The 24579-nt window shown below is 44.9% G+C and carries 22 protein-coding genes; 2 read left to right on the top strand and 20 right to left on the bottom strand.

Annotation, left to right across the window (positions count from 1 at the left end; all coding sequences use genetic code 11):
* Positions 1-417 precede the first annotated feature (417 nt).
* From MKX60_RS29225 to MKX60_RS29215, 3 genes are all read right to left on the bottom strand, one after another.
* Positions 418-810, bottom strand: coding sequence for a hypothetical protein (locus MKX60_RS29225; RefSeq protein ID WP_341061710.1), 393 nt, complete (start codon positions 808-810; stop codon positions 418-420).
* 177 nt (positions 811-987) lie between these two features.
* Entirely contained in the window at positions 988-2433 is a 1446-nt protein-coding gene (locus MKX60_RS29220; RefSeq protein ID WP_341061709.1) for a DEAD/DEAH box helicase, read from the bottom strand.
* Between the two features lie 85 nt (positions 2434-2518).
* Positions 2519-3172 (bottom strand): HD domain-containing protein, encoded by a 654-nt coding sequence (locus tag MKX60_RS29215; protein WP_149643916.1) that lies wholly within the window; start codon positions 3170-3172, stop codon positions 2519-2521.
* A 353-nt stretch (positions 3173-3525) separates the two neighbouring features.
* On the opposite strand from MKX60_RS29215, the gene MKX60_RS29210 reads away from it, so the two are divergent.
* Entirely contained in the window at positions 3526-4806 is a 1281-nt protein-coding gene (locus tag MKX60_RS29210) for a histidine--tRNA ligase (RefSeq protein WP_341061708.1), read from the top strand.
* A gap of 150 nt (positions 4807-4956) precedes the next feature.
* Here MKX60_RS29210 and MKX60_RS29205 read toward each other — a convergent pair whose 3' ends face one another.
* From MKX60_RS29205 to MKX60_RS29190, 4 genes are all read right to left on the bottom strand, one after another.
* Positions 4957-6990 carry a methyl-accepting chemotaxis protein gene (locus tag MKX60_RS29205; RefSeq protein ID WP_341061707.1) on the bottom strand — a complete coding sequence of 678 codons (2034 nt, stop codon included), beginning with the start codon at positions 6988-6990 and terminating at the stop codon, positions 4957-4959.
* A gap of 215 nt (positions 6991-7205) precedes the next feature.
* Positions 7206-8231 carry a bile acid:sodium symporter family protein gene (locus MKX60_RS29200; protein WP_076298572.1) on the bottom strand — a complete coding sequence of 342 codons (1026 nt, stop codon included), beginning with the start codon at positions 8229-8231 and terminating at the stop codon, positions 7206-7208.
* 175 nt (positions 8232-8406) lie between these two features.
* On the bottom strand, positions 8407-9354 hold the full coding sequence (locus MKX60_RS29195) for a radical SAM protein (RefSeq protein WP_341061706.1): 948 nt from the start codon (positions 9352-9354) through the stop codon (positions 8407-8409).
* A gap of 98 nt (positions 9355-9452) precedes the next feature.
* Entirely contained in the window at positions 9453-9869 is a 417-nt protein-coding gene (locus MKX60_RS29190; RefSeq protein ID WP_341061705.1) for a hypothetical protein, read from the bottom strand.
* Between the two features lie 132 nt (positions 9870-10001).
* Between MKX60_RS29190 and MKX60_RS29185 the strand changes: the two genes are divergently transcribed.
* Positions 10002-10550 (top strand): hypothetical protein, encoded by a 549-nt coding sequence (locus tag MKX60_RS29185; protein WP_341061704.1) that lies wholly within the window; start codon positions 10002-10004, stop codon positions 10548-10550.
* 54 nt (positions 10551-10604) lie between these two features.
* On the opposite strand, the gene MKX60_RS29180 is transcribed toward MKX60_RS29185, so the two are convergent.
* The 13 genes from MKX60_RS29180 to MKX60_RS29120 all read right to left on the bottom strand — a co-directional run bounded on the left by MKX60_RS29180 (position 10605) and on the right by MKX60_RS29120 (position 24573).
* Entirely contained in the window at positions 10605-11858 is a 1254-nt protein-coding gene (locus MKX60_RS29180; protein ID WP_149643910.1) for a stalk domain-containing protein, read from the bottom strand.
* 158 nt (positions 11859-12016) lie between these two features.
* Entirely contained in the window at positions 12017-12967 is a 951-nt protein-coding gene (locus MKX60_RS29175) for a nucleoside hydrolase (protein ID WP_339270167.1), read from the bottom strand.
* Between the two features lie 71 nt (positions 12968-13038).
* A complete protein-coding gene (locus MKX60_RS29170; protein ID WP_341061703.1) occupies positions 13039-13320 on the bottom strand; it encodes a hypothetical protein in 282 nt (93 codons plus the stop codon).
* 117 nt (positions 13321-13437) lie between these two features.
* On the bottom strand, positions 13438-14619 hold the full coding sequence (locus MKX60_RS29165) for a MalY/PatB family protein (RefSeq protein ID WP_076298577.1): 1182 nt from the start codon (positions 14617-14619) through the stop codon (positions 13438-13440).
* Between the two features lie 126 nt (positions 14620-14745).
* Positions 14746-15816, bottom strand: a complete 1071-nt coding sequence (locus tag MKX60_RS29160) for a dihydrodipicolinate synthase family protein (RefSeq protein WP_076283230.1) — start codon at positions 15814-15816, stop codon at positions 14746-14748.
* A complete protein-coding gene (locus MKX60_RS29155; protein WP_076298578.1) occupies positions 15816-16832 on the bottom strand; it encodes an NAD-dependent epimerase/dehydratase family protein in 1017 nt (338 codons plus the stop codon). Before MKX60_RS29155 ends, MKX60_RS29160 begins: the two co-directional genes overlap by 1 nt.
* A gap of 1003 nt (positions 16833-17835) precedes the next feature.
* Entirely contained in the window at positions 17836-19605 is a 1770-nt protein-coding gene (locus tag MKX60_RS29150) for an IlvD/Edd family dehydratase (RefSeq protein WP_341061702.1), read from the bottom strand.
* Positions 19606-19655: 50 nt separating this feature from the next.
* The gene (locus MKX60_RS29145; RefSeq protein WP_341061701.1) at positions 19656-20495 is read right to left on the bottom strand and encodes an amidohydrolase family protein; all 840 of its coding nucleotides are present in this window, start codon (positions 20493-20495) and stop codon (positions 19656-19658) included.
* A 12-nt stretch (positions 20496-20507) separates the two neighbouring features.
* Positions 20508-21407: a fumarylacetoacetate hydrolase family protein gene (locus MKX60_RS29140; RefSeq protein ID WP_341061700.1), complete on the bottom strand. Its 900-nt coding sequence runs from the start codon at positions 21405-21407 to the stop codon at positions 20508-20510.
* Between the two features lie 20 nt (positions 21408-21427).
* Positions 21428-22198, bottom strand: coding sequence for an SDR family NAD(P)-dependent oxidoreductase (locus tag MKX60_RS29135; protein ID WP_076283235.1), 771 nt, complete (start codon positions 22196-22198; stop codon positions 21428-21430).
* A 17-nt stretch (positions 22199-22215) separates the two neighbouring features.
* Positions 22216-23109, bottom strand: coding sequence for an SMP-30/gluconolactonase/LRE family protein (locus tag MKX60_RS29130; protein ID WP_081392981.1), 894 nt, complete (start codon positions 23107-23109; stop codon positions 22216-22218).
* A 21-nt stretch (positions 23110-23130) separates the two neighbouring features.
* Positions 23131-23892 (bottom strand): SDR family NAD(P)-dependent oxidoreductase, encoded by a 762-nt coding sequence (locus MKX60_RS29125; protein ID WP_076283236.1) that lies wholly within the window; start codon positions 23890-23892, stop codon positions 23131-23133.
* A gap of 24 nt (positions 23893-23916) precedes the next feature.
* On the bottom strand, positions 23917-24573 hold the full coding sequence (locus tag MKX60_RS29120) for an RraA family protein (RefSeq protein ID WP_052404229.1): 657 nt from the start codon (positions 24571-24573) through the stop codon (positions 23917-23919).
* Positions 24574-24579: the final 6 nt, after the last annotated feature.

The raw sequence follows: 24579 nt of genomic DNA, 5'->3' as shown, positions 1-24579 counted from the left end.
TATCCACTTCTTCATGTGTTCTTGCCAAGCAATAATCACCTTTATATGATTTATTCGCTTTAATACCAAACAAATTATAATTGCATACTGCGTTTTTTCCTATGGATTCGTGGGAATGAAATTTAGGGAAATCCTCCCCAATTTCATCGATATTACGGTCCTGATTTCAACAATTAGGGAATTTCTCCCTTTAAATTCACCTAATTAGCTCATAACAGCGGATTTCAGGCGATTTATAGGGAGGTTTTCCCTATAAATCAAACAAAAACACAATCTAAACACTCGCCCAAGCACAAACTATTTTCATCTACACCCAATTCGATAATTACTCCTCCCAAAACTAAGTTTCTTTACGATAGAGCCTCACCGTTTCCTTCAGGGTATCAAACGACCAACCTCATCCATCCCTTAGCATAATTAGAAACTTTTCCATGGTTGGATACCCAAGTAACTAACAGGAAATAGATAAATAAGCTCTATCTGAGGAATATCAAATTCAATGAAACCAGGATTTGCAGATTTTTTCCCTTGATATTCTTTTAAGTAAAATAGAATTCTCATGCTAGGTAAAGTACTGATAACTAACCATGCAATATTGTACCTTAGCTTCCTCGTCTTTAAAGCCCTCATGCAAGAAATATATGTAAGAAATATTGGTACTGAATACATTAAGAACATCTGGTTTACTATTTCTTCATCCCAATCTTCAGTTTTCAGCTTCAAAAAATAGATAGTTATAAAATGCAAAAATACAACAATTAGAACTTGCAGAATCGCTTTAATCCTAATGTTCTTAAATTCACTTTTCACTATACCACCTCTTTATTTAGTAACAGTTCTGAATACCGATAGATTAATCCTCTATTTTCAATCTGTAAAAAACAAATAAAAAAGGAGCCGCGTAAAGAACACGACTCCCTCTTAATTAAACCGCATCAATAGCGGCACTTATGAATGGTGATTAGCGATAAACTGCTGTTCACGTACTTATTTCTTCGCAATATGCACTTTAAGCTGCTTGCCCTTCACCGTCGTCTCTCTCATCGCTTGCAGTACCATTGCACCTTTACCGTTCAAAATATCCACGTAGGTCACATTGTCCTGAATCGAGATAATACCGATATCTTCTGCAGATATTCCCTCAAGCTTTGCGATTGTGCCGACAAAGTCCACGGCTCTTAGCTTCTTTTTCTTGCCGCCGTTGAAGTACAGCTTCATGATCTCTTTATTCAAGCTTTCGCTTTTGTCCTTCTTGCGGACAGGCTGCTTGTTAATTTTCTGCTCGAACGCTTCCTTCGCGTAAGCAACGGCATCGTCCGAGGGAGCTTTCATATTCGGGATGTTAAAGCCAATATAGCCTTCAATGTCCTTCACCCACTTTTGCTCATTTGGAGTGACAAAAGTGATCGCTTTGCCTGTCTTACCTGCACGAGCGGTTCTGCCTGTACGGTGCACGTAGCTTTCTTTTTCCAGTGGAATATCATAATTAATCACGTGGGTGATGTTCTCGATATCAATGCCTCTTGCCGCTACATCGGTAGCGATTAGATAACGGAACTGCCCTCTTTTAAAAGCATTCATGACCTCAAAACGCTCGTCCTGTTCCATTCCCCCGTGGATCTTATCACAGGGATATTCCAAATCAGCCAGCCCTCTAAATACCGCATTCACCTGTTCTTGTGTACGGCAAAAAATAATACAGCTGTCCGGATTCTCCACCGTAATAATATCGCTCAGCAGCGAGAACTTAGCGGCTTGTCTCACTTCAATCAACGCATGTTCAATTGTAGCGGTTGTAATTCCACTTGCTTGTATCTCAATTTCCGTTGGATCGCTCATATATTTCCGGCACAAATTCTTAATCACTTCCGGTAATGTAGCGGAGAAAACACAAGTCACTCGTTCTTTTGGCAGCTGCTTAATGATCTTTTCGATCTGCTCAATGAACCCCATGCTCAGCATTTCGTCTGCTTCATCGATAATCAAATACTTGATCCGATTTAGCGGAAGCGTACCTCTTTCAATATGGTCGAACACACGTCCAGGCGTACCTACGACAACATGTGTTTTTTGAGTAAGTTCAATTTTTTGTGGAGCAAAAGGCTGCTTACCGAAAAGAGCCACGGCCTTAACCCGTTTAAATCGTCCAATGTTGGTGATATCCTCTTTCACTTGCATGGCAAGCTCCCGAGTAGGCGTAAGAATCAAGGCCTGCGGCTTATTCTCCACCCAATCCACCAAATCACAGACGGGGATTCCGTAAGCTGCCGTCTTTCCGCTACCCGTTTGCGATTTAACGATCAGATCCTTTTGCTGAAGAGCTACAGGGATCACTTTGCTTTGAACTTCTGTTGGCGTCTCATATTTCAGGACATCCAGCGCTTTAATAATGTCTTCGTTTAACTCATAATCTCTAAATTGCAATTCACTCATCGTTCAACCTCTTCTATGCCGATTGTTCTGGTTAAAGCGGAAACTCCGCGATCCTTCATCTTGTGCATACTTATCATTATAACAGCTATTGGCTCCCTTGATTCCATTCCTTATAGAACTGGTCCAGATAATTAAGCATAAAATCATGCCGTTCTTCTGCTAACTTGCGTCCATAGGTTGTATTCATCAGGAATTTTAATTTTAATAACTTCTCATAAAAATGATTGATAGCCGTTCCTTTGCTGTAATCCCTGTACTCCTTTTGAAGCGATTCATCTCTTGGAGACACTTCTGGATCATAAGCTGGACGACCTTTCGCCCCTGAGAAAATAAAGGTTCTGGCAATGCCAATCGCACCAAGCGCATCAAGTCGATCGGCATCTTGAACCACTTGGCCTTCAAGCGTCTGCATCGGTTCTCCCCCGCCACCACTAAAGGACATCGTCTCAATAATCATCATAATATGATTAATTTGTTGCTCATCTGTAAGGTTTGAAGAAAGCCAGGTACGTACTTTAAGCAAACCTTCTTCTTTAGACGGATTAAGCTTCTCGTCAGCAACATCATGCAGCAAGGCGGCCATCGTGCAAACAAATACATCTGCGCTCTCGATCTTGGCAATTTCAGCGGCGGTGTTGCGCACTCTATCGCAATGCCACCAGTCATGACCCGTAGTATCTTGTCCAAGTTGCTCTTTAACAAAATCTTCGGTTCGAGCTATAATTAAAGATTCATTCATCGTAGAAAAACTCCCTTTCCTTAAGGAATATCGAAGCCCTATTATAGCTGATAACTTGTCCATTCGCCCACAAGAAATCGAACCAATTATAAATTCTTGCTTGCACGACTCCAAATGATCGGCTATAATCGGCAGTAATCAAAATTTCGAAGGGAATTGGTTCTGATGAATACAAATACAACCATGCTGAATCAACTTCATTATTATCACAAACAGCGTTAGCACTCCTGAATTTTTTCAGGGAGGCTAACGCTACTCGCGTTGGCCTCCCTGCGGCATAGATCACGCGCAGGACCAAGAGGTCCTGCGCGTTTTTTTATTTTCTAAACTATGCCAATTCAAAGGAGCTACTAATGATGCAAAACATTAAAGGAACTTATGATTACTTCGGTCAAGAGCAAGCGCTCAGAAAGAACATTCAAAATACGCTGCAGGACTTGTTCGAGCTCTATGATTTTGAATCGATGGATACGACATTATTAAATGAATTGGAGTTATTAACCTCAAAATATGCAGGCGGGGAGGAAATTCTCAAGGAAATGTACCAACTCACGGATCAGGGCAACCGCAAATTGGGGTTGCGTTATGATCTGACGATTCCTTTTGCCAAAGTGATCGCTTTAAATCCAGGGATAGAGTTCCCCTTCAAGCGGTATGAGATCGGAAAAGTGTTCCGAGATGGACCCGTAAAACGTGGGCGTCTGCGTGAATTCCTGCAATGTGATGTCGATGTGGTCGGCATTTCCGGCCCTGAGGCTGAAGCTGAGCTAATGCAACTGGCTACCGAAGCTTTCCGCAAGCTGGACATTCCTATCATTCTAAAATGGAACAATCGACGTTTTCTCGGTGAGATTCTAGAGTCCATCGGCGTACCTGCGGAAGAGCAACTATCCGTTATGCTTACCCTTGATAAAATTGAGAAAATCAGCATTAGTGGAGTGGAGAACGAGTTGATTAGCAAGGGGCTAGAACGTGCAACCATCGCAGCGATTCTAGCGCTTATCGAAATGGACAATCCAAGCTTTGAGCAGTTATGCGACAAATACAATCTCACAACACAACCGGGTGCGTCAGAGGTTCTCATCCTACAAAATCTAATCCAAGACATTGGACTACAGGAGACTTGCCGCTTCGATCCTTTCTTATCCCGAGGTCTTTCATTCTACACAGGAACAGTTTACGAGATCTTTGATGCATCTGGTTCCTTTGCCTCAAGCCTGGGTGGCGGAGGCAGATATGACGCGATTATCGGACAGCTAGTGGGCAGAGAAGATATTCAATATCCTACGGTGGGGTTGTCTTTTGGTATGGAGTCAATCATGGCGCTCCTAGCAGAACGACCTATCCAAGAAAATAGAGCAGCAAATGTTATGGTCATTCCCATTGGTGAGACACTACCACAAGCTTTAATTGCAGCAGCCGAGCTGCGTGCCTGTTCTATAAGAACCACTCTCGTATCCGGTAAAAGAAAATTAAAAAAGCAGCTCGCCACAGCTTCATCCAAAAACATCCGTTACGTTATACTGATCGGCGAAAGCGAATCAAGTGTTGATAAGGTACGTTTGAAAGATATGGTGGAACAAACAGAGGTTATCGTTCCGCTGGATGAAGCTATTTACCTCATCACTGGCTGAGCTGGTATTCGCTTAAAAAGATTCACATAAAAGAAGACCCCGCCGACGGCCGGCGGGGCAAAGTTTATATTTAAGGGAGGTTATATATGTACTATAACCTTGCAAGCTTAATATTTTATGAATGACGGATAAAGATTCCCTTAATCCTACTTAGATCTTAAACCGATCTACCAGCCCCTGTAGCTCCTTGGCACTTTGGGTATTCTCGTCAGCCACCGTAACTTCATGGAATGTCTTCTCAACGATATCAGCCGTCTTCACCGCAATATCCTGAATCCCAATAGCCCCCTCATTTACTGTAGCAGCCACTTCATTGACCGCTATAGAAATACTAGATACAGCCATACTTAGATGATCGGCCGCAGTCTCAAATTGATTCATCAGTAAATTCACTGTAGTAGCATCTCTGTTATATTGCTGACTTACCTCCGTTAACCGCTCATAATCTCCAAGAACATTCTGGTCAATAAAAGCAAGTAACGCCTCTGAATTTTCCTTCATTAGTTCAACAGAAGCATATACACCTGAAACGACCCCTTGAATCCCAGCCGCAGTCTCTGACGATTTCTCAGCCAACTTGCGGATTTCACCAGCTACAACAGCAAATCCTCTACCTGCCTCACCTGCTCTAGCCGCTTCGATCGCTGCATTCAAAGCAAGCAGATTGGTCTGACTAGTAATCGATAGAATCGTATCCGCCAGTACATTAATCTCTGAGATCGCATTCGACTGTTCAATTGCTTTTTCCATATCGATACGAACAGATTCATACACTCGCTTCGCATTATCCGTAGACTCTATCGCCTCATCTTGTAACACCATCGCCCGCTCACTGATCTGCTTGGAAACTTCAGCGCCTTCCTTCACATTACTGGAGATCTCGGACACATTAATATCAATTTCAGTTATCGCTGCCGTCATCTCTTGTGTTGAAGCTGCTGTCTCCTCCATCCCTGCCGATAGCTGCTGTGTTGTTGCCGAATTATCATGAGCATTCTCCCGTACATCTATAGACAGCTTTTCAAGAGTCTCCGCATTATCAAGCACCTTGGTCGAGATCGTGATTAGACTACCCGCCATATCACGAAGAATAACCCGTGTTCGGAGCATCGCTATGGCTATCGTACCTGTTTCATCTTTGTTTTTCGTCAGATACTCGTACTGGGAGTCATACGTCAAATTCAGCTCTGCCGTTCTATTTATCAACTCTGTCAGTTTAGCAATCGGTGAAGAGATTTTTTGGGCAAAATATAAAGCAATCAACAATGCAATAATCAAACTTCCTGCACCCAGAAACAGATTAAAGCTTCTCATCTCATTCACAGGTTTTACAATCTCATCTAAATTTGCGGTTATCCCAAGCAACCAGTGGGTCTCAGGCATAACGGTATAGGCTGATTTTTTATCCACATCATTATATGTATAGCTAAGCAGGCTATCTTCTACTTTTTCACCAGATTTCACACGCTTCACCACAGCCATGATCTGATCATTGGCAACAGGTTGTCCTACTTGCTTCTTATCCGGATGGTACAGTGTATTCCCATTCTCATCGAGAAGATAAGCATACGAAGTCGTTGTATTTACTACTTTTGCATCTGCTAAATACTTAATCATACTATCTGCGGAAACCGCTGAAGCTACATATCCAATCATCTTCCCGTTACTCTTAACCGGATGTACAAATCCTACCACATAAGCCCCAGTAGATTTCGATTTCAGCGTTTCGCTAATTACCGGCGCCGCAGTCTCCATTACTTTCTTCGTATAATTTCTATCACTGAAATCCGTACCTATAAGCTTAATATCACTGTCAGCCACAGCGATGCCATTCATATCACTGACAAAAGCATGTTCGAGGTTCCCAGCATCCTTCACAATTCCCTGAAGGCTGATATTTACCTCATTCTGTAGCTTACTCCCCTTGGCGACGCCACCATTCCCTGCTTGGAGTAATAATTCGACAATTTCCGACCTTCCCGCAATAAGTTCAATACTTCTCTGCTCCTTCGAAATCATAGCCGATATGGTCTGAGCTTTATTCGTATTGACCTGCTTCATAGAATTCTCAGTAAGGCTCACAATGGCCTGAGTTGACCTTAAATATGTAAAAACCCCCATTACTGCAATACATAATAGGGTCACACCTATCATCATAAGTGATAGTTTAAGACGAATCTTCATTTTCCCTCATCCTTCCGACTACTGTTCATTAGAGAACAATGCAATTGTAAATAATACAACTACTATCGGATATGATGATAAATTAGTGAATATTGACGAAGCGAAAATACGGAAAATATCAAAAAATGTCGAATTTTTGCATATAAATGCAGAAAAAACTAGTTCTACTAGTTCGGTCATCTTCTTTTTACTAGTTATTAAGACCTGTTTTATTTCTAAGATGAAATAGGCGGTTCTGACTGGGATGCTGAGGAAACTTGCGTAATTGCACCATCTGTTAAAGGGTGTTTAGTTCTGCTACGTAAAAACAGACCAGACATTGCAGCGAGAATTTGCTGGAATAACATTCCTGAAATCACAGGGAGTGCAACAGCCGGAGGAAAATATTTTACTGCGAGCACAGCTCCCGCGCTTAAATTACGCATGCCGGAATTAAATTGTACGGCCACAGAATCTTCGTAGCTAAAGCGGAAACGGCGCGATACCAATGCTCCGATTACATATCCGAGAACTACGGTTACGAAGGTTACGCCAATAATAATCGCTAATTTACTATCCGGGTGTTTCAGATAACGGGCAATGCTAGCACCATTAATAGAAACAACCATGAACAACCCAACCTTTACAAATGGGGAAAGCGGAGGTCCACATACCGTATTCACCTTGCCTTTTGTCCATTGATTCAGAAGCATCCCGACTACCGAAGGAATGACAACCATCCATAGGAGCCCTTTCATCATTTCCCCAAGCTGAATCTCCACACTCGCTCCCATGAGCAAATACAAGGTACCCGGAACGACAATCGGTGACAAGAGCGTATCGATCAGAATAAGTGCCAAAGTTAGTGCAATGTTCCCGCCGTATATAGATACCCACACCACGCTAACGACACCCGTTGGGATCGCAAACAACAGTACAAATCCTGTCACTGTGTAAGGATCTCCCGGAAAAACAGCACTTGCAACGAGCCAGCCAATGAGCGGCATCACGATATGAAGAATAATCATCAACACGATCAACTTCTGTGGTTTCAGCAGTACGCCCAGCAGATCCTTGAGATTGGATTTCAAGCTTCCGATCAATGTCATAAAAGCGAATATCCATGGGACGAGACCTGTGAATGGTAGCAGTCTGCTTTCATTAAGCACACCAACCACGATGGCAGTAGGTGTTAATAGTGGCATGATTTTTTCGAGAACAACATTGGATTTGATGAGTCCATTTCTTATATTCGTAAGCATGTGTCGCATACCTTATGTATGGATGTCATACATTCCTTATCCGCAAATTTAAGTTATAGCAGTCTCTATAAGCTTACAGAAATCATACAGGACTTTCCATTAATCTACTACACAAAAAAGGAACCAATTCATTAAATTGGCTCCATGTCGTAATTTTATAGCAATGCTTAACGATTTAAACCCCTTGCGGAAACAATGCGTCCAGTGCTGGGCATGGCAGTTTATCCAGGAACTGAGCCAAAGGCGCTGGCATGTTGCTATATAAGTCCTTCAGTGAGGTTCCCTGATAAATGTTGCCAATAATAACGGGATGACATAATTCAGAGATCAGGATGTCTCCATTGCCATGTAGATGAAGCTGTTTCTTGCCCTCTATGCAGTGTGGAAAATAAACGCCCGGTTGCTCCTCGAACCCAAGCGCATCCATAAACCGGTCCATGCAAGTGAAATACAGGGTCGTATCCTCTTTCTTCATAGCGATCAGTTCACTCACAGCATTCTTTAATTGTTCACGGGCAGCTATAGACTTCCAACCCGTATGATCCATGATAATACTGTTCTGAATCTCATGTGTTCTGACACCCATCGCATATACGTGATCACTAATTTCCTTCATATTATCCTGAGTTTCGCTGAACAACAGCGTTTCCAGCACCGTATCTACACTAGTTGCCGCGAACATAGTAATGTTCTCTCTAATTTTCTCGTAGATGCTTGGATGAATATTATAATAACGAGAGAATGCGTCCGCTGTAGTAAAATTGAAGGAAATATGTATCGTCGTTAATCCTGCCGCGACCAATTGATCAATCCGTTCAGCATTTAAAAGACTGCCGTTCGAATTGAGCTGTGTCTGAATCCCTCTGGATGAGCAGTAGTTTACAATCTCCACACAGTCATCGAACTTTAATGTGACCTCGCCACCTGACAAGCGTACTCTTTTCAGACCAGGAAGCTCTTCAAGAATTCGGATAACCTCTTTAGCCTTGATGCTTTGTCCATCATTTCTATTATACGCACAACAATAATCGCAGCGAAAATTACAGTTCGAGGTAACTCCTATTTCTAAGCCTTCCAGCTCATAAGTAAGCGGTTTGTCTAGTTCCAATGCTTTATATCTCATTCTCTAAAGTCCTCCTGAAAAATAATGATTTGATTCAAGGGTTCAATCTTAGAGATTATAAAGGTTTACGGCTTAGGTTAATGTGAGGTATATAACAGTTATTTTTCATAATGTTTCCCTAAATCAGAGGAGTTACCACCTGATGGTACCCAAACGCTCTGGTGAATTTTCTTCTCATTTACGACTGAATAAATATAAATCCATCCTTCTTCGTTTTTAAATCTAACTTGTAAATGATAAGGATTATATTGTCTACCTGCTTGTCGACTAATTTCCCATTCTTGATTAGGGTATTTCTCCTCCAAATAGTGATTGAGTTTTTCTGTTTTTCGAGATACTTGATAATCAATCCAGTAGGGGCGAATAGCGAAGGATAGAAGCAAAAGTACAGTTATTGAAGATACTATAATTAAACCAGACCTCCTAATCTTACGGGGTAAAAACAAGGCTACTCCAAATATAATGAGGACAAAAACAACCGAAAATATGATTTCTATTGCTGTAATTGGATGCAATATAACCCTCCTCTGAATCAGGGTTCTTTCGAAGACCATGATCCATTTACTGGTCTGAACCATTAATTTCCAGTATAATGCTTTATTGTAAGCAAACACAACTCATGCAGAACGCTTGAAAGGAGCCAAAAGATGAGGAAAATCATCCTAAATTCACTCATTATACTAATATTCATATTTGTTACAGGCTGTACATCTAATGCCGATACGGTTGATACACCGCTGTACTCAGGGAAAAGCTTATTTATAGGTGTTGTTGGCGAGGTCCCTAAAATAAGAGAAGAACATGTACACTTCACAAGTATTTCTTTTGAGGAGTTAGAAGATTATTCAAAGCTCTCTTCTAATTATGATGCTGTAGTTATTACGAAAGAGCATCTGAAAGAAGCGGACGACAACAAGTATGTTAAAGTATACACTAATGCAGGTGTTCCTTTCTTCTTTATTGGAGCTACGAAATCATTTATGCCGTTTGTTCTTGAAGACGTATCGTATGAGCACTATTCTTTAATAAATTTTAATAATGATATGTATGTCACAGGCTATTTCCATAATGGTGAAAAATTTAGATCTTGGGAATACGGGCTTTACAACGGCAAAGTAAATGAACCCAACATTAAAAATGTATACTCAGTGATGTTCACTACTATCGAGTCCATCAAGAATGGTACGTATGAATAAAAAAAGGCTGCCAAATGGCAGCCCTTTTCTTTTGATAACGTATCATAATCCCGCCTACAACTCCACAGACTTGCCCATCTCATTCCAGACAGGCTGTCCAATCAAGCCCACACGCCAGATTGCAATCCCTTTAAGACCGTAACGTTTTGCAAGTCCAACCTTGGAATTTACTGATGTTTCATTCTCACTGTATACGGAAATACCGAGAATCAGCTTATCCTTACTCACTTGCTGAAGTGCAAGCCGGATGCCTTCATCAACTAAACTCATCGGCTCTGGAATTTTTTTCTCTTGCAAATAATCATAAGCCATAATGACCAAATCGTCTGCGAGGCTTCCCAGCGTCTTGTAATCATAACCTTTATAAGAGCTGTTTAATGGATGAAGAATAACCGTGAGCTTAAGACCTGCTGCATGTGCTTTTTGAGACAAATTCTTCACAAAAGCATTGTAATCGGCTTGCACCTTTGCTTTATCTCCCGTTAGACCCAGTCCTTCGAGATCCAGTGTGATACCTTGGAATCCCTTTTGTGTAGCCAGATCAACGATTCCTGTAATCGTCTGCTCTTGAAGCGCTTTATCTTCCAGATTCTTCGTGAGCTCCGCTGCAGTGTCACCAGAAAAGACCATCAGATAAGGCGCTGTGCCACCTGCTGCTGCATTCGAGATAATAGACTCTGGGGTTACATCCCCAGCTGCTTGAGGCCATCTAAAGTCAGTGCCTGTCGTGGTGAATTGTCCACTTTTATCAATCCCGCTCCACCCAAAAGCTACAGCATCGAAGCTAGGAAGTAACGAAATTTCACTGTATGAGCTAAGCGCATAAAAGCCCAGCTTATACATATCCGTCTTTGGTGAAGTGATCGATACCGTTTTGGTTGCTTGATCCCAAGCTACGCCCGCACCAAACTGCTGGCCGAAAAAGCTGAGTGGAATCATCGTGTTATTACGGATCGTTTGCGGGGCAACCCCTAGCTTCACAACTTCGCCGTTTACGCCTGCATTTTTACTACCAAGGGTCAACGTTACCACTTTAGTACCCGCTGTATCCGTCTTGGTCGCGGTAATTTTCTTAAGCGCTTGATTCCACTCTACGTTGATCCCCAGCGCTTCTGATATCGCCCGGAATGGAACCATCGTTGTTCCGTTCATCACAACAGGCTCTACTGGAAACGGCAGTGCATAACCATCCAGCACAATACTAACTCCACCTGCGGGGGCAGCTTGTGTAGTGTTTTGGAATAATGCCGTGGTGCCGCCTAGCGAAATCGCCAGACATAAAACCAATTTGCCAATCCGTTTGTTCATGACTGTTAAGTCTCCCATCTTCCATAATATGAAGTGTAATCTCTTAAACTCTTTATATGTCTTCTACCATTTTACCAAAGATTATCCAATTGTAAAATTAATAGATTGTCATCTATGAGCTTCGAAATTATTTTTCATATTAGTAGAGGTCGACAAAATTACATAAACACGCTCAAAAAGGTTCCCACTGCTCGTTCAACATCAACATCCACAGCAACTTGTATGGGTTTACCCACTTTTGGCAGAGCCCGCAAATCCGCTACGACCATTCCCGATGTAAACTCACCTTTGTGCTCCACACGAACATTCATCTCTTTATAGGTTACTAGATCCGGTTGCAGCGCAACCATAAGTGCTAGTGGATCATGCAGCGGTGCGCTGTTAATCAAAAAGTTCGCTTCGCGGTAGAAATTAAAATAATGAGTGAGCGATTGCTCCATAAACGAAATGATCGCTTTATTTTCTTCACGTCCAAAACGGTTCAATAAATCGATATGCTCTTGGGTAATCCGCGTCTTAAGCGTAACGTCTAAGCCCACCATCATAACGGGAAGTCCAGATGTAAATACATGATCTGCAGCTTCAGGGTCTCCAGCAATATTCGCTTCTGCAACCGGTGTTCTATTGCCGGGATTGAAGATCGTACCGCCCATCACCACTACTTTTTTCAAAGTATTCTTAATACCAGGGTCCATATCAAGCGCCATCGAAAGGTTGGTTAGATGTGCCAGTGTAACTAATACAATTTCTCCGGGATTCTCATTAGCCATCCGAACAATAAACTCAGATGCAGTTTCGCTAATGGGACGCTGGCTGGATGGAGCAATTTCCACATTACCAATACCGTTCTCACCATGCACATGAGTGGCGTAGCCTGAGTGCTCACGAACAAGTGCCTTCGATGCTCCGATAGCTACTGGAATCTCATAACCAGGCTTAGCAAGCTCAATCAGTCGCAGTGAATTGTCCGCCGCCTTGTCGACATCAATATTTCCAAAAACGGTTGTAATTCCTTCTACAATTACGTTTGGAGCGCGTAATGCATATAGAATTGCCAGTGCGTCATCAATACCTGTGTCTGCATCAATAATAATTCGTGTTTTGCTCATTTATGTTCTCTCCCACCCTGCAATGTCGTATGGATTATCATATCACGGCCTACCAGTACGCTCAATTTTATTCATTTGCTGTTCTCTTTAAAAGTATGAATAAAGCTTTCAGGATCACACTCTACCAAATAAGTATATACACCCTTACTCGTGTACAGATAGAACATCCCCTCTGAACCTCCCATTGAGCGATAGGACATATCTAAAATATCTTTTATTGGAAATTCACGATGACGAGTCACGACTCTATCTTTGTACAAATACATTAAGCGATTGCATGTAATACTTCGTTGTTCTCCATCCTTAATTTCTCGCTGTATCTTATAATACGGAAGCTGAGCTACCCATTTCATTTGAAGTCCTCCTGCTTGACGTAATGGACTCCATTTTATTATTCTTTTTACCTTTTTGCAAAATAAAGAAGCTCGACGATCCCCTTAGAAGGAATCATCAAGCTTCAGGAATACCTTTTATTTCGCAGTATAAGCTACAGCTGCTCGGCAAAAGCGTTCCAGCGCTTCAACTAGAATAGATCTAGGACAAGCTAGATTGATCCGCAGATGACCTTGTCCCTCAGTTCCAAAGACAGAGCCTTCATTAAAAGCAACTTTAGCCTCTTTGTACATCAGCTGTTTAAGTCCATCTATATCCAGATTCAGACCGCGGCAGTCAACCCATAGCAGGTATGTGCCTTGCGGATGCATCACTTGGACCTGCGGCAAATGCTCCGACAGATAGCTAATCGCATAGTCCACATTGCCTGACACGTACTCTAAAAGCTCATCCAACCATTCTTCACCATCATTATAGGCAGCTTCTACTGCACCTTGGGCGAAGTAGCTAGCCATATGTAAACTCAAGGCTTTCATTTTTCGATCAAATTTAAGCTTCAATTCCGGATTGGAAGACACGATAAAAGAAGATTGTAACCCCGGTAGATTGAAGGTTTTGGTCGCGGCAAGTGTGGTTAGTGTAATATTCGCAATTTCCTCAGATAAGGATGCAAAAGGGATATGCTCATAACCTGGAAGCGCCAAGTCACAATGAATCTCATCAGAGATTACGGTCACTCCATAACGCAGACAGAGCTCACCAAGCTTCAGCAGCTCTTCTCTTTCCCATACTCTACCACCCGGATTATGCGGACTGCATAAAAGCAGCAGCTTGGCTCCACCTTGCATCAGCCCTTCCAATTGCTCATAATCCATCTCGAAGCGTCCATTACGAATAACAAGCGGATTCTTGGCGACCTTGCGATCATTCATTTGGATGACGTCATAGAAGGGATAATAGACTGGCGACTGTAAAATAACCTCGTCCCCTGGCTCGGTAAACAGCTCTACAGCAAAACTTAAGGAGGTTACGATTCCGGGAGAATCCGAAATCCATTCCGGTTTAATTTCCCAATCATGCCGTCTTCTGAACCACGACGTGATAGCTTCTTTATAAGAGTCACTAGGTACACTGTATCCGTAAACCCCTTGTTCTGCGCGGCGCAGAATCGCTTCCTTCACTGCAGGAGGACTTTCAAAATCCATGTCTGCCACCCAAAGTGGCATAATATCCTTCTCACCAAACAACTTCTCGGACTGGTCCCACTTGTAAGAACGTGTATTACGGCGGTCAATTACGCGATCGAAATCATACTTCAATTAAAGTCACCTCATCCTTATAAACTTGTCCCTTATTGTATCATGAGGCGGAGGATATCGCACTCTGGATAAGAAAGAACGCACTTGTCGAAAGTGCGCCCTCCTTAACTCTTATATAACTACGTGTTATTGCAGCCAATCTTCCAAATGCGATGCCACAAATCCATCATCCACTAGATGGGGATAGTCTCTGCGCACTCTGTTGATTTCCTCCACTTGCCCCGGGGATAATTGTTCCTCCGGATTTAGACACCATAAGCCTTCAAGCAATCCTTGATGGCGAAGCACTTCATGAATACCCGGGATACAGCCATGAAAATGATGCGCGGGATCAAATATCGCCGCATTGCTATCCGTCACTTCAGCCCCAAGCGTCAACCAATTGGATGCCAACGAGGGTTCATTTCTGACCTTTTTAATCTCATTAAGCAGCTGTACTGCTTTGCTCGTCCAGACCGCCCAGTGGCCAAGAAGGCCACCGACTATTTTTTTCTCAACGGGCTTGCCGTTCACCATAAATCGGAAGGTCGTGAGCAGATCGCTGACAATATTATCATCATTTCCGGTGTACAGAGCAATTTCTTCGCTACGGCTGGATTCAAGCACAGCTCTGACTACATCCAGCGTCTGATAACGATTGAACGGCGCCATTTTGATGGCGATTACGCCTTCTATTTCAGCGAATGCCTTCCAAAAATCAAAGCTTAAAATCCGTCCTCCCACCGACGGCTGAAGGTAGAAACCAAACACCGGAATCACATCTGCCACTCTGCGTGTTCGTTCTAGCAATTCTTCCTCACTCAAGGTTTGCAGGCCTCCCATGCTAAGCAGTCCCGCTTCATACCCAAAGCTTGCGGCAAGGCGCGCTTCAAGAACTGCCTGCTCCGTCCCACCGCAAATACCCGCTACTTTCATGAATGGCCGATTTAGCTGGGCAAGTTCCACCTCTTCCGCAGCTAGACGTAACACAGGTTCCAGCAGCCCTACTTCTGGATCCCTGATCTCGAATTGAGTGGAATGCACGGCAACCGCGACTCCACCCGCCCCGGAAGCAACATAATAACGGGTAAGTGCCCGTTGACGTCGCTCATCCAGCTTGCGCTCTTTAGTTAAGGCGAGAGGATGTGCGGGAATAGCCAACCCATCATGAAGCGCGGCATGTAATTCTGAAGTCAAAGGTACTCTTGTCAGTGTCATTAATATTTGCCCTCCCGCTCCTGAAAATGCGTGGGTTTATTCCAGGTTTCTCCGCCTTGCCCTACCCAATCGCCAATCCAGTCGATCATTTCGGCCAGCGATACCCGCGGATAGCCAAAGTTGGCAGCGGCTTTCGCTGCATTACTTAGCAGTGCAGTAGGTGCTTCTGCACCTGTAAAAATCGGCTCAATGCCTAACCTTCGGCCGAATTCATTCGCAGCCCAGCGCAGGGACAATGTCTCAGGCCCAGTAATGTTCATGACATTAGGCGGCGAACTGCAACGTAGCAGTGCTCGCAATGCGATTTCATTCGCATCCCCTTGCCAGATCACATTGGCATGACCCATTGTGATATCAATGGGAAGTCCCTCCCTAACCGATCGAGCAAGCTCCAGTAACACACCATACCGAAGATCAATGGCGTAATTCAGCCGATAAATGAACATCGGCGTTCCATTTTTATGAGAGAAATGTTCAAATATACGCTCCCGGCCCAGACAGGATTGCCCATACTCCCCGTTCGCGTTCGGAGAAGTTCTTTCCGTTGCGCCTCCTAGGCTGACCGGAGTAAAAGGGTAAACGTTGCCTGTCGAGAATACAACCATTCGTGAATTACGGAAACGTTCCGCAACGCGGCCCGGCAGATAGGCATTCATCATCCAAGTGAAATGCTCATTCCCGGTCGTGCCGAATTTATTCCCGGCCATATAGAGAATATTTTGGGTTTCAGGGAGTGCCTGCAGCGCCTTATCGTCAGACAAATCGGCGGAGATAATCTCGACCCCGGCCTCTTCAAGCTCTCGTCTCAGCTCCTTATTCGAGAAGCGGGAAACGCCGATAACTTTCTTGTCTAGCCCCGCTTGGCGAATTGCATTCACCGCTAGCCTTGCGAGACTGGGTCCCATCTTGCCCCCCACGCCTAGTAGCATAATATCTCCATCGAGCTGGCTAAGTTCCTCAATCAGTGCTGCCGATGGACTTGCCAAGCGCTCCTCCAACTCTTGAACGGTTCGCATCATTGAACTCTCCTCTCCATTGACTCAAGTTTGTTGCTTTTACCACAAATGACCTCAAAGCTTGGTGTAATCGGACACGATGCTAGTTGTAATTGGGAACCAGGCTAGCTGAGATTAGAAACTAGCTTGTTGTGATCGGAAACCAAGCTAACTACAATCGAAAGCTAACTAGCTACATTCACAAACCAGCTTGCTACAATCGAAAACTAACTCCCTGATTGCAGAATGTGCAATAGAATTTCCAAATTCATCGCAAAAAAATGAATCTATTGCACTTCATACATCAGATTCCCGCTATAAGCTCGTTTAGTGGTGATTATCTGAAATTTCATTGCACAAAATGCAATAGAATCAAAGTCCAGCCTCTCTAGATCGGAATCTATTGCATAAAATGCAATCATTCAAAGCAAAGCAATCATCACATTCAAATCATTCAAATCATTCAAATCAATAAACCAAATTCAGTCCAGCCTATCCAGTTCAGTCAAACAATCTAGTAAACTCATACTAACTTTTGTCTTAGTGTAGCTTAGGCGCTTACCTTGTAATCCGACGCTTGGTCTCATTCTCTTCCAACACCTACAGCCCTAAGCGCCTCGCGGAAATATCCAACTCAATTTCGTCGCCATCCTGCACAAGGGTCGCTATTCCTCCGATAGCCACTTCCGGAGCCGCAAATACGTACGATTCGTGCGATATTTGCGACATGCGCGACACTTGCGATTCGTGCAATGCGTGCGATACGTGCGATACGTACAATTCGTACAATTCGTGCGATATAAGTGTATTTCGTACACTTATATCAACTCCTGTTCCCGCAGATGGCAATTTAGTTGTACTATCTGCAATTAATAATCCAAAATGAGGCTAAAAACAGCGATTTGATTAGATTTAACTGTATGAAGTGCAGTTAAAGTCCAAATGAGACGATTACGATATACTGTAGTTGTATAAAGTGCAGCTATTTTATCTTCACAAGCATTAGATTATTCAGTCTCGGCTATTATTTGATGTGCACCGATTCCCTCTCGCTCAGCAACTCTTCTCTAAGCTCAACAGGGAGAAGAAAGTCAAAGTCACAACCGAGGTTCGCTTGAAGCACACGCTCATGAAACAGCAAGCCATACCCTCTGTCGTAGTGCGGCTTGGGCGCTTGCCATGAGACCCTACGTCGTGCCAATTCTTCATCCGACACCTTCAGCTCCAGGCGCCTCGCGGAAATATCCAGCTCAATTTCGTCGCCATCCTGCACAAGCGCCAGCGTACCACCAACAGCAGCTTCCGGCGCCGCATGTACAATTAATGCGCCATAGGAAGTACCGCTAATCCGCGCGTCAGAGATGCGGACCATGTCGCGTATGCCCTGCTTCAGCAGCTTTTGCGGAATCGGGATTTGCCCGATCTCCGGCATCGCTGGAGCACCCTTCGGGCCTGCGTTTTTAAGCACTAGCACACTATTCTCATCCACGACCAGATCAGGATCATCGATCCGCTTATTTAGATCGGCCGGGCTCTCGAACACTACTGCGCGTCCGATATGCTTTTTGAGATGAACGGATACAGCGGTCTGCTTGATCAGCGCCCCATCCGGCGCCAGATTCCCACGCAATACGGCAATCCCACCTTGGCTGTCCAGCGGCTCCTCCAAGGTACGAATCACATCTCTGTCCAGCGTTACTGCCTGAACCAGATTTTCTGCAACCGTTCTGCCCGTTACAGTCAAGCAATCCCCATGCAGCAGCGGCTCCAGCTCCTTCATCAGTGCGGGTACACCACCTGCCTCGAAATACTCCTCCATTTGATATTTGCCCGAAGGACGCAGGTTCAAAATAAACGGGGTCTGACTACTGATCCGGTCAAATGTCTCTAAAGGCAGCTTCATCCCCAGCCGCTGGGAGATCGCTATAAGATGGATGATAGCGTTCGTCGATCCGCCGCTCGCCATCGTAACTGTGATCGCATTCTCTATCGCCGCTGCAGTCATGATGTCGCGGGGACGAATGCCCTGGCGAACCAGCTCTACGATCTGCTTGCCCGTTCGCTCAGACATATGCCTGCGTCTGCTGTCCGGCGCCGGAATAGCCGCACAGCCCGGTAACGCCATGCCGATCGCTTCGGCGATCGAGGCCATCGTGCTTGCTGTGCCCATCACCATGCAGTGACCGTCACTACGGCAAATTGCATTCTCTGCAACAGCCAGCTCTTCGTCACTTATATTTCCGGCTTTATGCTCCAGCGTAAAGCCATAACAATCCGTGCACGCTCCAAGGCTACGGCCGCCCAGTCGACCGTTTAGCATAGGGCCACCTGTCAGCACAATGGCTGGAATATTGGCACTAGCGGCTGCCATCAGCTGAGCGGGTACCGTTTTATCGCAACCCCCAAGCAGCACTACCCCGTCAATGGGATGCCCCTTCATCATTTCTTCCGTATCCATCGCCATCAAATTACGCAACAGCATCGTTGTAGGCTTCACATAAGGCTCACCAATCGAGATCGTCGGGAATTCCATCGGCACTCCCCCTGCCTGCCAAACACCACGCTTCACATAATCCACCAATTCATTAAAATGGGAATGGCATTTATTCAGCTCACTGAACGTGTTGCAAATGCCGATCACTGGCTTGCGGAGATCTTCTTCGGTGTACCCCATAGACTTCGTGAAGGAACGATGGATAAATCCCCATAAATCTTTTTCCTGAAAATAGGCCTCGCTCTTCAACTTATCACCGGATTCAGCCACACTCTCCTCGCTGTCCCTGCACTCCGCCATGACCCCATCTCCTTTTAACAACCTCGCTTATAGACCAAGCACTTAATCCCTCAGATAAAACCAAGAATATCCGGTGTTAGACGATGTATTATGTCATCGATAAATTTTCGCGGTATTTGTGGCAGCTTCGTTCCCTCCGCTAGATCATTGATATGGTACAGAGTATCTAGCATCTTCTGTGTCCCAAAGAACGGATAATCCGACCCAAACAATATTTTATCTTGAACCCCATATTCCATCGCAGATACCAGTGCATTATAAAATTGCCAAGGTCTACTTCCTAAAGCAGAAACATCCATATATAGATTAGGATGCTTGCGCACCAATGAAATACATTCATCAATCCAGGGATGACCCATATGCGCTACAATCATCTTCAGCTTCGGAAAAGCACGGGCAATCGGGTCCAGCATCGCCGGCCTTGATGCATCCAGATAACCCTCCGGTACAAAAGAGGTTCCTTGATGCCAAAGAATAGGTACATCTAGCTGTTCTGCTTTGGCATAGAGGGCATAATGCCTGGGATCATCAGGATAAAAATTCTGATAGATAGGCGCAAGCTTCAGCCCTTTTAATCCCATCTCACGGATCGCAGTCTCAAATTCAGCAACACAATCCAGATGATTGGGATCTACACTTGCAAAACCGAATAATCGATCCGGATCCGTGCGACAGTAATCTGCGACATAAGCATTCGGCACAACCAGTCCCGTTGCATGCGCTGCCATGGCCAATACGATAGCACCAGAGAATCCTTCCAAATTACTACGATGTTGCTCGGGGGTTGCTTCGATATTCATATCCGGTCCCCAAGCCCGTTTGATCGCCTCATCCGTAGGTCCCGAAACCATTCCCGGTCCAAACAAATGGGTATGACAATCGAAGATCATCCCTACTCCCTCCTATTCGCTAACCATCGTATTTGTAATGGCACCAAGCTTCTCAATCTGCACCGTGACCACATCACCAGCTTGCAAATAGACCTGATCCTCTGGAGGGTAACCCATCACTACGCCTTCTGGTGTTCCAGTCAGGATAATATCCCCCGGCGAAAGCGTCATACACTGGGATACATAGCTGACAATCTGCTTGCAATTAAAAATCATGTCCGAAGTGTTGGAGTTCTGACGCAGTTCACCATTCACCGTGCACTGAATATCGAGCTGATTGGGATCGCCTACTTCATCCGCAGTGACTAAGTAAGGCCCAATGGGTGAAAATTTATCGCAAGACTTTCCCGCTAGCCATTGACTCGTCCGCATCTGTAAATCTCGCGCCGACAAATCATTAGCCGTACAATACCCGAAGACATAATCCAGTGCATCTTCCTCCGTCACATATTTCGCGGTTCGTCCGATGACGATGCCAAGCTCTGCCTCATAGTCCACCTTCTGGCTGTTCCTCGGAAGCGGAACTTCTGAGCCATGTCCAGTTAGTGTATTGTTAAATTTATTGAACAAGATGGGATATTCCGGAATGGCCATCCCAGTCTCTTCCGCATGCCGGCGATAATTAAGGCCAATACAGATGATTTTTCCAGGATCAGTAACACAGGGACCGAATGCTAATTCATCTTCCTGCTTCAGCCAGGATGGATTCACTTCTCCTTCAGGCAGCTCATTCACAAAAATCCTCAGTTGGTTAAGTGCATCCTCCCCACCATCAAGCAATTGCTTAACCGTTACTGGAACCTCCGTCCGAGTGGATAATGCAGTCTGTGCCGCCTCAATATCCACCACACCATGGTCGGTTAGAACGCCCATATGATCATCTTCTTTTTGCAAAAAGGTAACTAGCCTCATCTATAAAACTCTCCTTCACTTTATGCATTTTTTCCGAAGACAAGGCCACCATCCACATATAGCGGCGAACCCATTACAAACCCGGACTCATCGGAAGCTAGAAATAGTGCAGCTCGTGCCACATCCTCAGGTTTGCCAAGCTCACCGCTAAGCTGTCTACGCTTAATGGCCGCAACCGAAGCCTCTGGATCCAGAGAAGTCTTCAAATAACCTTCTACAAACGGAGTCATAATCGTACCTGGTAGCAGCGCATTTACACGAATGCCGTAAGGTGCATAATCAACCTGCATTGCTTTAGTTAAAGATAGAACAGCTCCCTTAGAAGCACTGTAGGAAGCTCGCTCTGCGACTCCGATTTCGGCGATGCCAGAGGACATATTAATGATAGAACCCTTCTTGGTCTTCATCATATAAGGGAGGACAGCCTTGCAGGTTAAGAACACACCCGTCACATTAACCCGCATGACCCTCTCCCATACTTCCTCGGAAACCTCATGTACCGCACCCACGCCACTGATTCCTGCATTATTAAAGAGCACATCGATACGTCCAAAAGTATTAAAGACTTGATCAGCCATCACGGTAGTACTGCTAGCATCGGTTACATCACAGGGTATGAACATCGCATTTCCACCCGTCGCCTCTATTTCAGTGACAGCGGCTTTTCCTGAATCCTCTTGGACATCGGCAATGATTACTGTCGCTCCTTCTGAAGCGAATAAAGCAGCCGTGCTTTTTCCAATTCCCGAGCCAGCTCCGGTTATTATGATGATCTTATCTTTGAGTCGCATCGCTTTGCCTCCTCTTCCTACTCCTTAGCCTGAAAGTTTCCCGGCAACAAGCCAGTCATCCCGGGCTTAGCCATAAACAAACCGCCTGCAAACGGATAATCACGTAACTCTTTCTCGTGCATCCCTATCCTTGCAGTTGTAATGTAGAGTTCCGTTAGATCACTGCCTCCAAAAGTACACGAGGTCACCAGTGGTGCTGGAACTCGAATGAGTCCAAGCTGCTCACCCGTCTCCGGGTTCCATCGTGATACACAGCCGCCGCCCCAGTGGGCGACCCAAAGCATGCCTTCACTATCTATTGTCATTCCGTCCGGATAGCCAGTTGTTGTAGGAATTCGGAACGCTACTCTTCGGTTACTTATCCTTCCAGACTTTTCCTCGTAATCAAATACATCCACTTGCCTAGTCGGCGTATCAATGTAATACATCTTGCTCCGGGAATAGTCCCAAGCCATTCCGTTCGAGCAGCCGATGCCGGATAACAATTGGTGTGTGAAACCATCAGGCTCCACGACGTAGAAACCTCCGGAATCCGGCGCATCATTGTTCAAGCTTATCGTTCCCACCCACAGTCGGCCTTGTCGATCGCATTTGGCATCATTTAATCGGTTGAGTGGTAGCTCTGCTTCTATCGAAGTCAATAAGACAGGAGAATTCTCAGCTTGAGAGAGATAGACCCCATCCTCCATGGCCAATGCAAGTCCTCCCACAGTGGTTGGAATCACTGCGCTGATCATCCGGTCGAAGGAGCGGACTACTTCATTACCCGTGATCCGGTTGTATATTCTAAGCTTCCTTCTCGTAACATCCACCCAGTACAACTGTTTGGATTCGGCATCCCAATGCGGCCCTTCACCAAGCTCAGCCTGAGCATCAATCATCAACTCTGCCTGAATTTCTGTAATTTCCAAAACGTTCACTCCTTCTTCTATTTACAGCTCACTACCATTAGCCAAATGTCCACCATCCACACGAATGGTTTCTCCCGTTACATAGGAGGCTTCATCAGAAGCCAGAAAAAGAAATACATTGGCAGCTTCCCTTATCGTTGCCGCCCGCTTCATCGGTGTATGCTCCGAATAAGCCGGGAGCTTCGAAGCTTCGCGCAGCTTGCGGTCGAGGGGTGTATCCACAAATCCCGGTGCTACTGCGTTTACCCGGATCCCATAAGCCGCCAGCTCCACTGCCATCGATTCGGTTAGCAGTATAACAGCAGCCTTAGAAGCATTGTAATGCGCGAGCTCCGAGCTTGCTGATAGACCATTTTTGGAACTCATATTTATAATGGCGCCTCCGCCACCCTGAGAAATCATTTGTCTCGCTGCAAGCTGACCTATTAAATAAACCGCCCTTACGTTGATATCAAATACTGCATCCCAATGCTCAACCGAGATGTCAAGAAAGTGTTCACGAAAGGCGATTCCGGCATTGTTCACTACAATATCTATCCCACCGAACCTTTCAAAGGCTTGGGCAACAGATTGTTCTAACTGTGAGACATCGCGAAGATCACATATCTCTACTGCAGCTTTTTCACCATAATCCTTCAAGGTTTCAAGTGCAATAAGAAGCTCACCCTCACTTCGGTCCAGCAACACCACCTGAGCGCCTTCTTCCAGAAATCGATGGGCGATTCCCAGTCCAATTCCTCTTGCTGCACCTGTGATTAGCGCTCTTTTGCCAGCCAGCCTCATGTATATCACTCCCTCGAATCTTGTTCAGAGCACCCCGTATTTATCGTAGACCTGCCGCAAGGTATATCCTTCGAGCAGTTCATCCCGTGTATGATTCTCGCGAGTCACCTTATCCATGGCTAATTGGAACACTTCATCGATGATGGCGCCCGGAATCACAACGATACCATCACGATCACCAAAGATTACATCTCCGGGATGGACCATTACGCCACCGCATAGCACCGGAATGTCATAGTCGATAACAATTCCACGCCCTTGAGAATCAACAGGTTTGGTCCCGGTAGCAAAGACAGGAAAACCAAGCTCCAGAATTTTAGCAGTATCACGGATTAGTCCATCTACAATGGCTCCGCGGCCACCTCTCATTTTGGAAGCCGTAGACAATAGCTCTCCCCACAGTCCGTTCTGCCGCGATTCATTCGTACACCCGATGACAATCTCACCGGGCTTAACGCTGTCCACCGCCTCAATCTCCTTCGTGTACGGATCTTCCGGCAAATGATGAATATCCACAGACAGAATGGTCTTTGCTCTTCCGGCAACGATCCAGGTAGGATCTATCGGGTTAATATTTTCACGCATCACCTGATTACGATAGCCCAATTGATCCAACGTATCAGAGATTACCGCAGAGTAGAGCTTTTCACACATACTATCGAACAATTCCTGATCCTTCATAGGCGG

The sequence above is a fragment of the Paenibacillus sp. FSL R5-0914 genome, assembly GCF_038004525.1.
In the GTDB taxonomy this organism is placed as follows: Bacteria; Bacillota; Bacilli; order Paenibacillales; family Paenibacillaceae; genus Paenibacillus_AQ.
Note: the sequence above shows the minus strand (reverse complement) of the source record. Positions and strands in the feature narration are given on the sequence as shown.

Coding starts and splice junctions, on each gene's coding strand:
- MKX60_RS29220 (WP_341061709.1), bottom strand. CDS start 2,433: ATGAGTGAATTGCAATTTAGAGATTATGAGTTAAACGAAGACATTATT.
- MKX60_RS29125 (WP_076283236.1), bottom strand. CDS start 23,892: ATGAGGCTGGCTGGCAAAAGAGCGCTAATCACAGGTGCAGCAAGAGGA.
- MKX60_RS29155 (WP_076298578.1), bottom strand. CDS start 16,832: ATGCGAACCGTTCAAGAGTTGGAGGAGCGCTTGGCAAGTCCATCGGCA.
- MKX60_RS29160 (WP_076283230.1), bottom strand. CDS start 15,816: ATGACACTGACAAGAGTACCTTTGACTTCAGAATTACATGCCGCGCTT.
- MKX60_RS29185 (WP_341061704.1), top strand. CDS start 10,002: ATGAGGAAAATCATCCTAAATTCACTCATTATACTAATATTCATATTT.
- MKX60_RS29200 (WP_076298572.1), bottom strand. CDS start 8,231: ATGCTTACGAATATAAGAAATGGACTCATCAAATCCAATGTTGTTCTC.
- MKX60_RS29120 (WP_052404229.1), bottom strand. CDS start 24,573: ATGAAGGATCAGGAATTGTTCGATAGTATGTGTGAAAAGCTCTACTCT.
- MKX60_RS29170 (WP_341061703.1), bottom strand. CDS start 13,320: ATGAAATGGGTAGCTCAGCTTCCGTATTATAAGATACAGCGAGAAATT.
- MKX60_RS29215 (WP_149643916.1), bottom strand. CDS start 3,172: ATGAATGAATCTTTAATTATAGCTCGAACCGAAGATTTTGTTAAAGAG.
- MKX60_RS29180 (WP_149643910.1), bottom strand. CDS start 11,858: ATGAACAAACGGATTGGCAAATTGGTTTTATGTCTGGCGATTTCGCTA.
- MKX60_RS29210 (WP_341061708.1), top strand. CDS start 3,526: ATGATGCAAAACATTAAAGGAACTTATGATTACTTCGGTCAAGAGCAA.
- MKX60_RS29195 (WP_341061706.1), bottom strand. CDS start 9,354: ATGAGATATAAAGCATTGGAACTAGACAAACCGCTTACTTATGAGCTG.
- MKX60_RS29140 (WP_341061700.1), bottom strand. CDS start 21,407: ATGAGGCTAGTTACCTTTTTGCAAAAAGAAGATGATCATATGGGCGTT.
- MKX60_RS29150 (WP_341061702.1), bottom strand. CDS start 19,605: ATGGCGGAGTGCAGGGACAGCGAGGAGAGTGTGGCTGAATCCGGTGAT.
- MKX60_RS29175 (WP_339270167.1), bottom strand. CDS start 12,967: ATGAGCAAAACACGAATTATTATTGATGCAGACACAGGTATTGATGAC.
- MKX60_RS29145 (WP_341061701.1), bottom strand. CDS start 20,495: ATGATCTTCGATTGTCATACCCATTTGTTTGGACCGGGAATGGTTTCG.
- MKX60_RS29135 (WP_076283235.1), bottom strand. CDS start 22,198: ATGCGACTCAAAGATAAGATCATCATAATAACCGGAGCTGGCTCGGGA.
- MKX60_RS29205 (WP_341061707.1), bottom strand. CDS start 6,990: ATGAAGATTCGTCTTAAACTATCACTTATGATGATAGGTGTGACCCTA.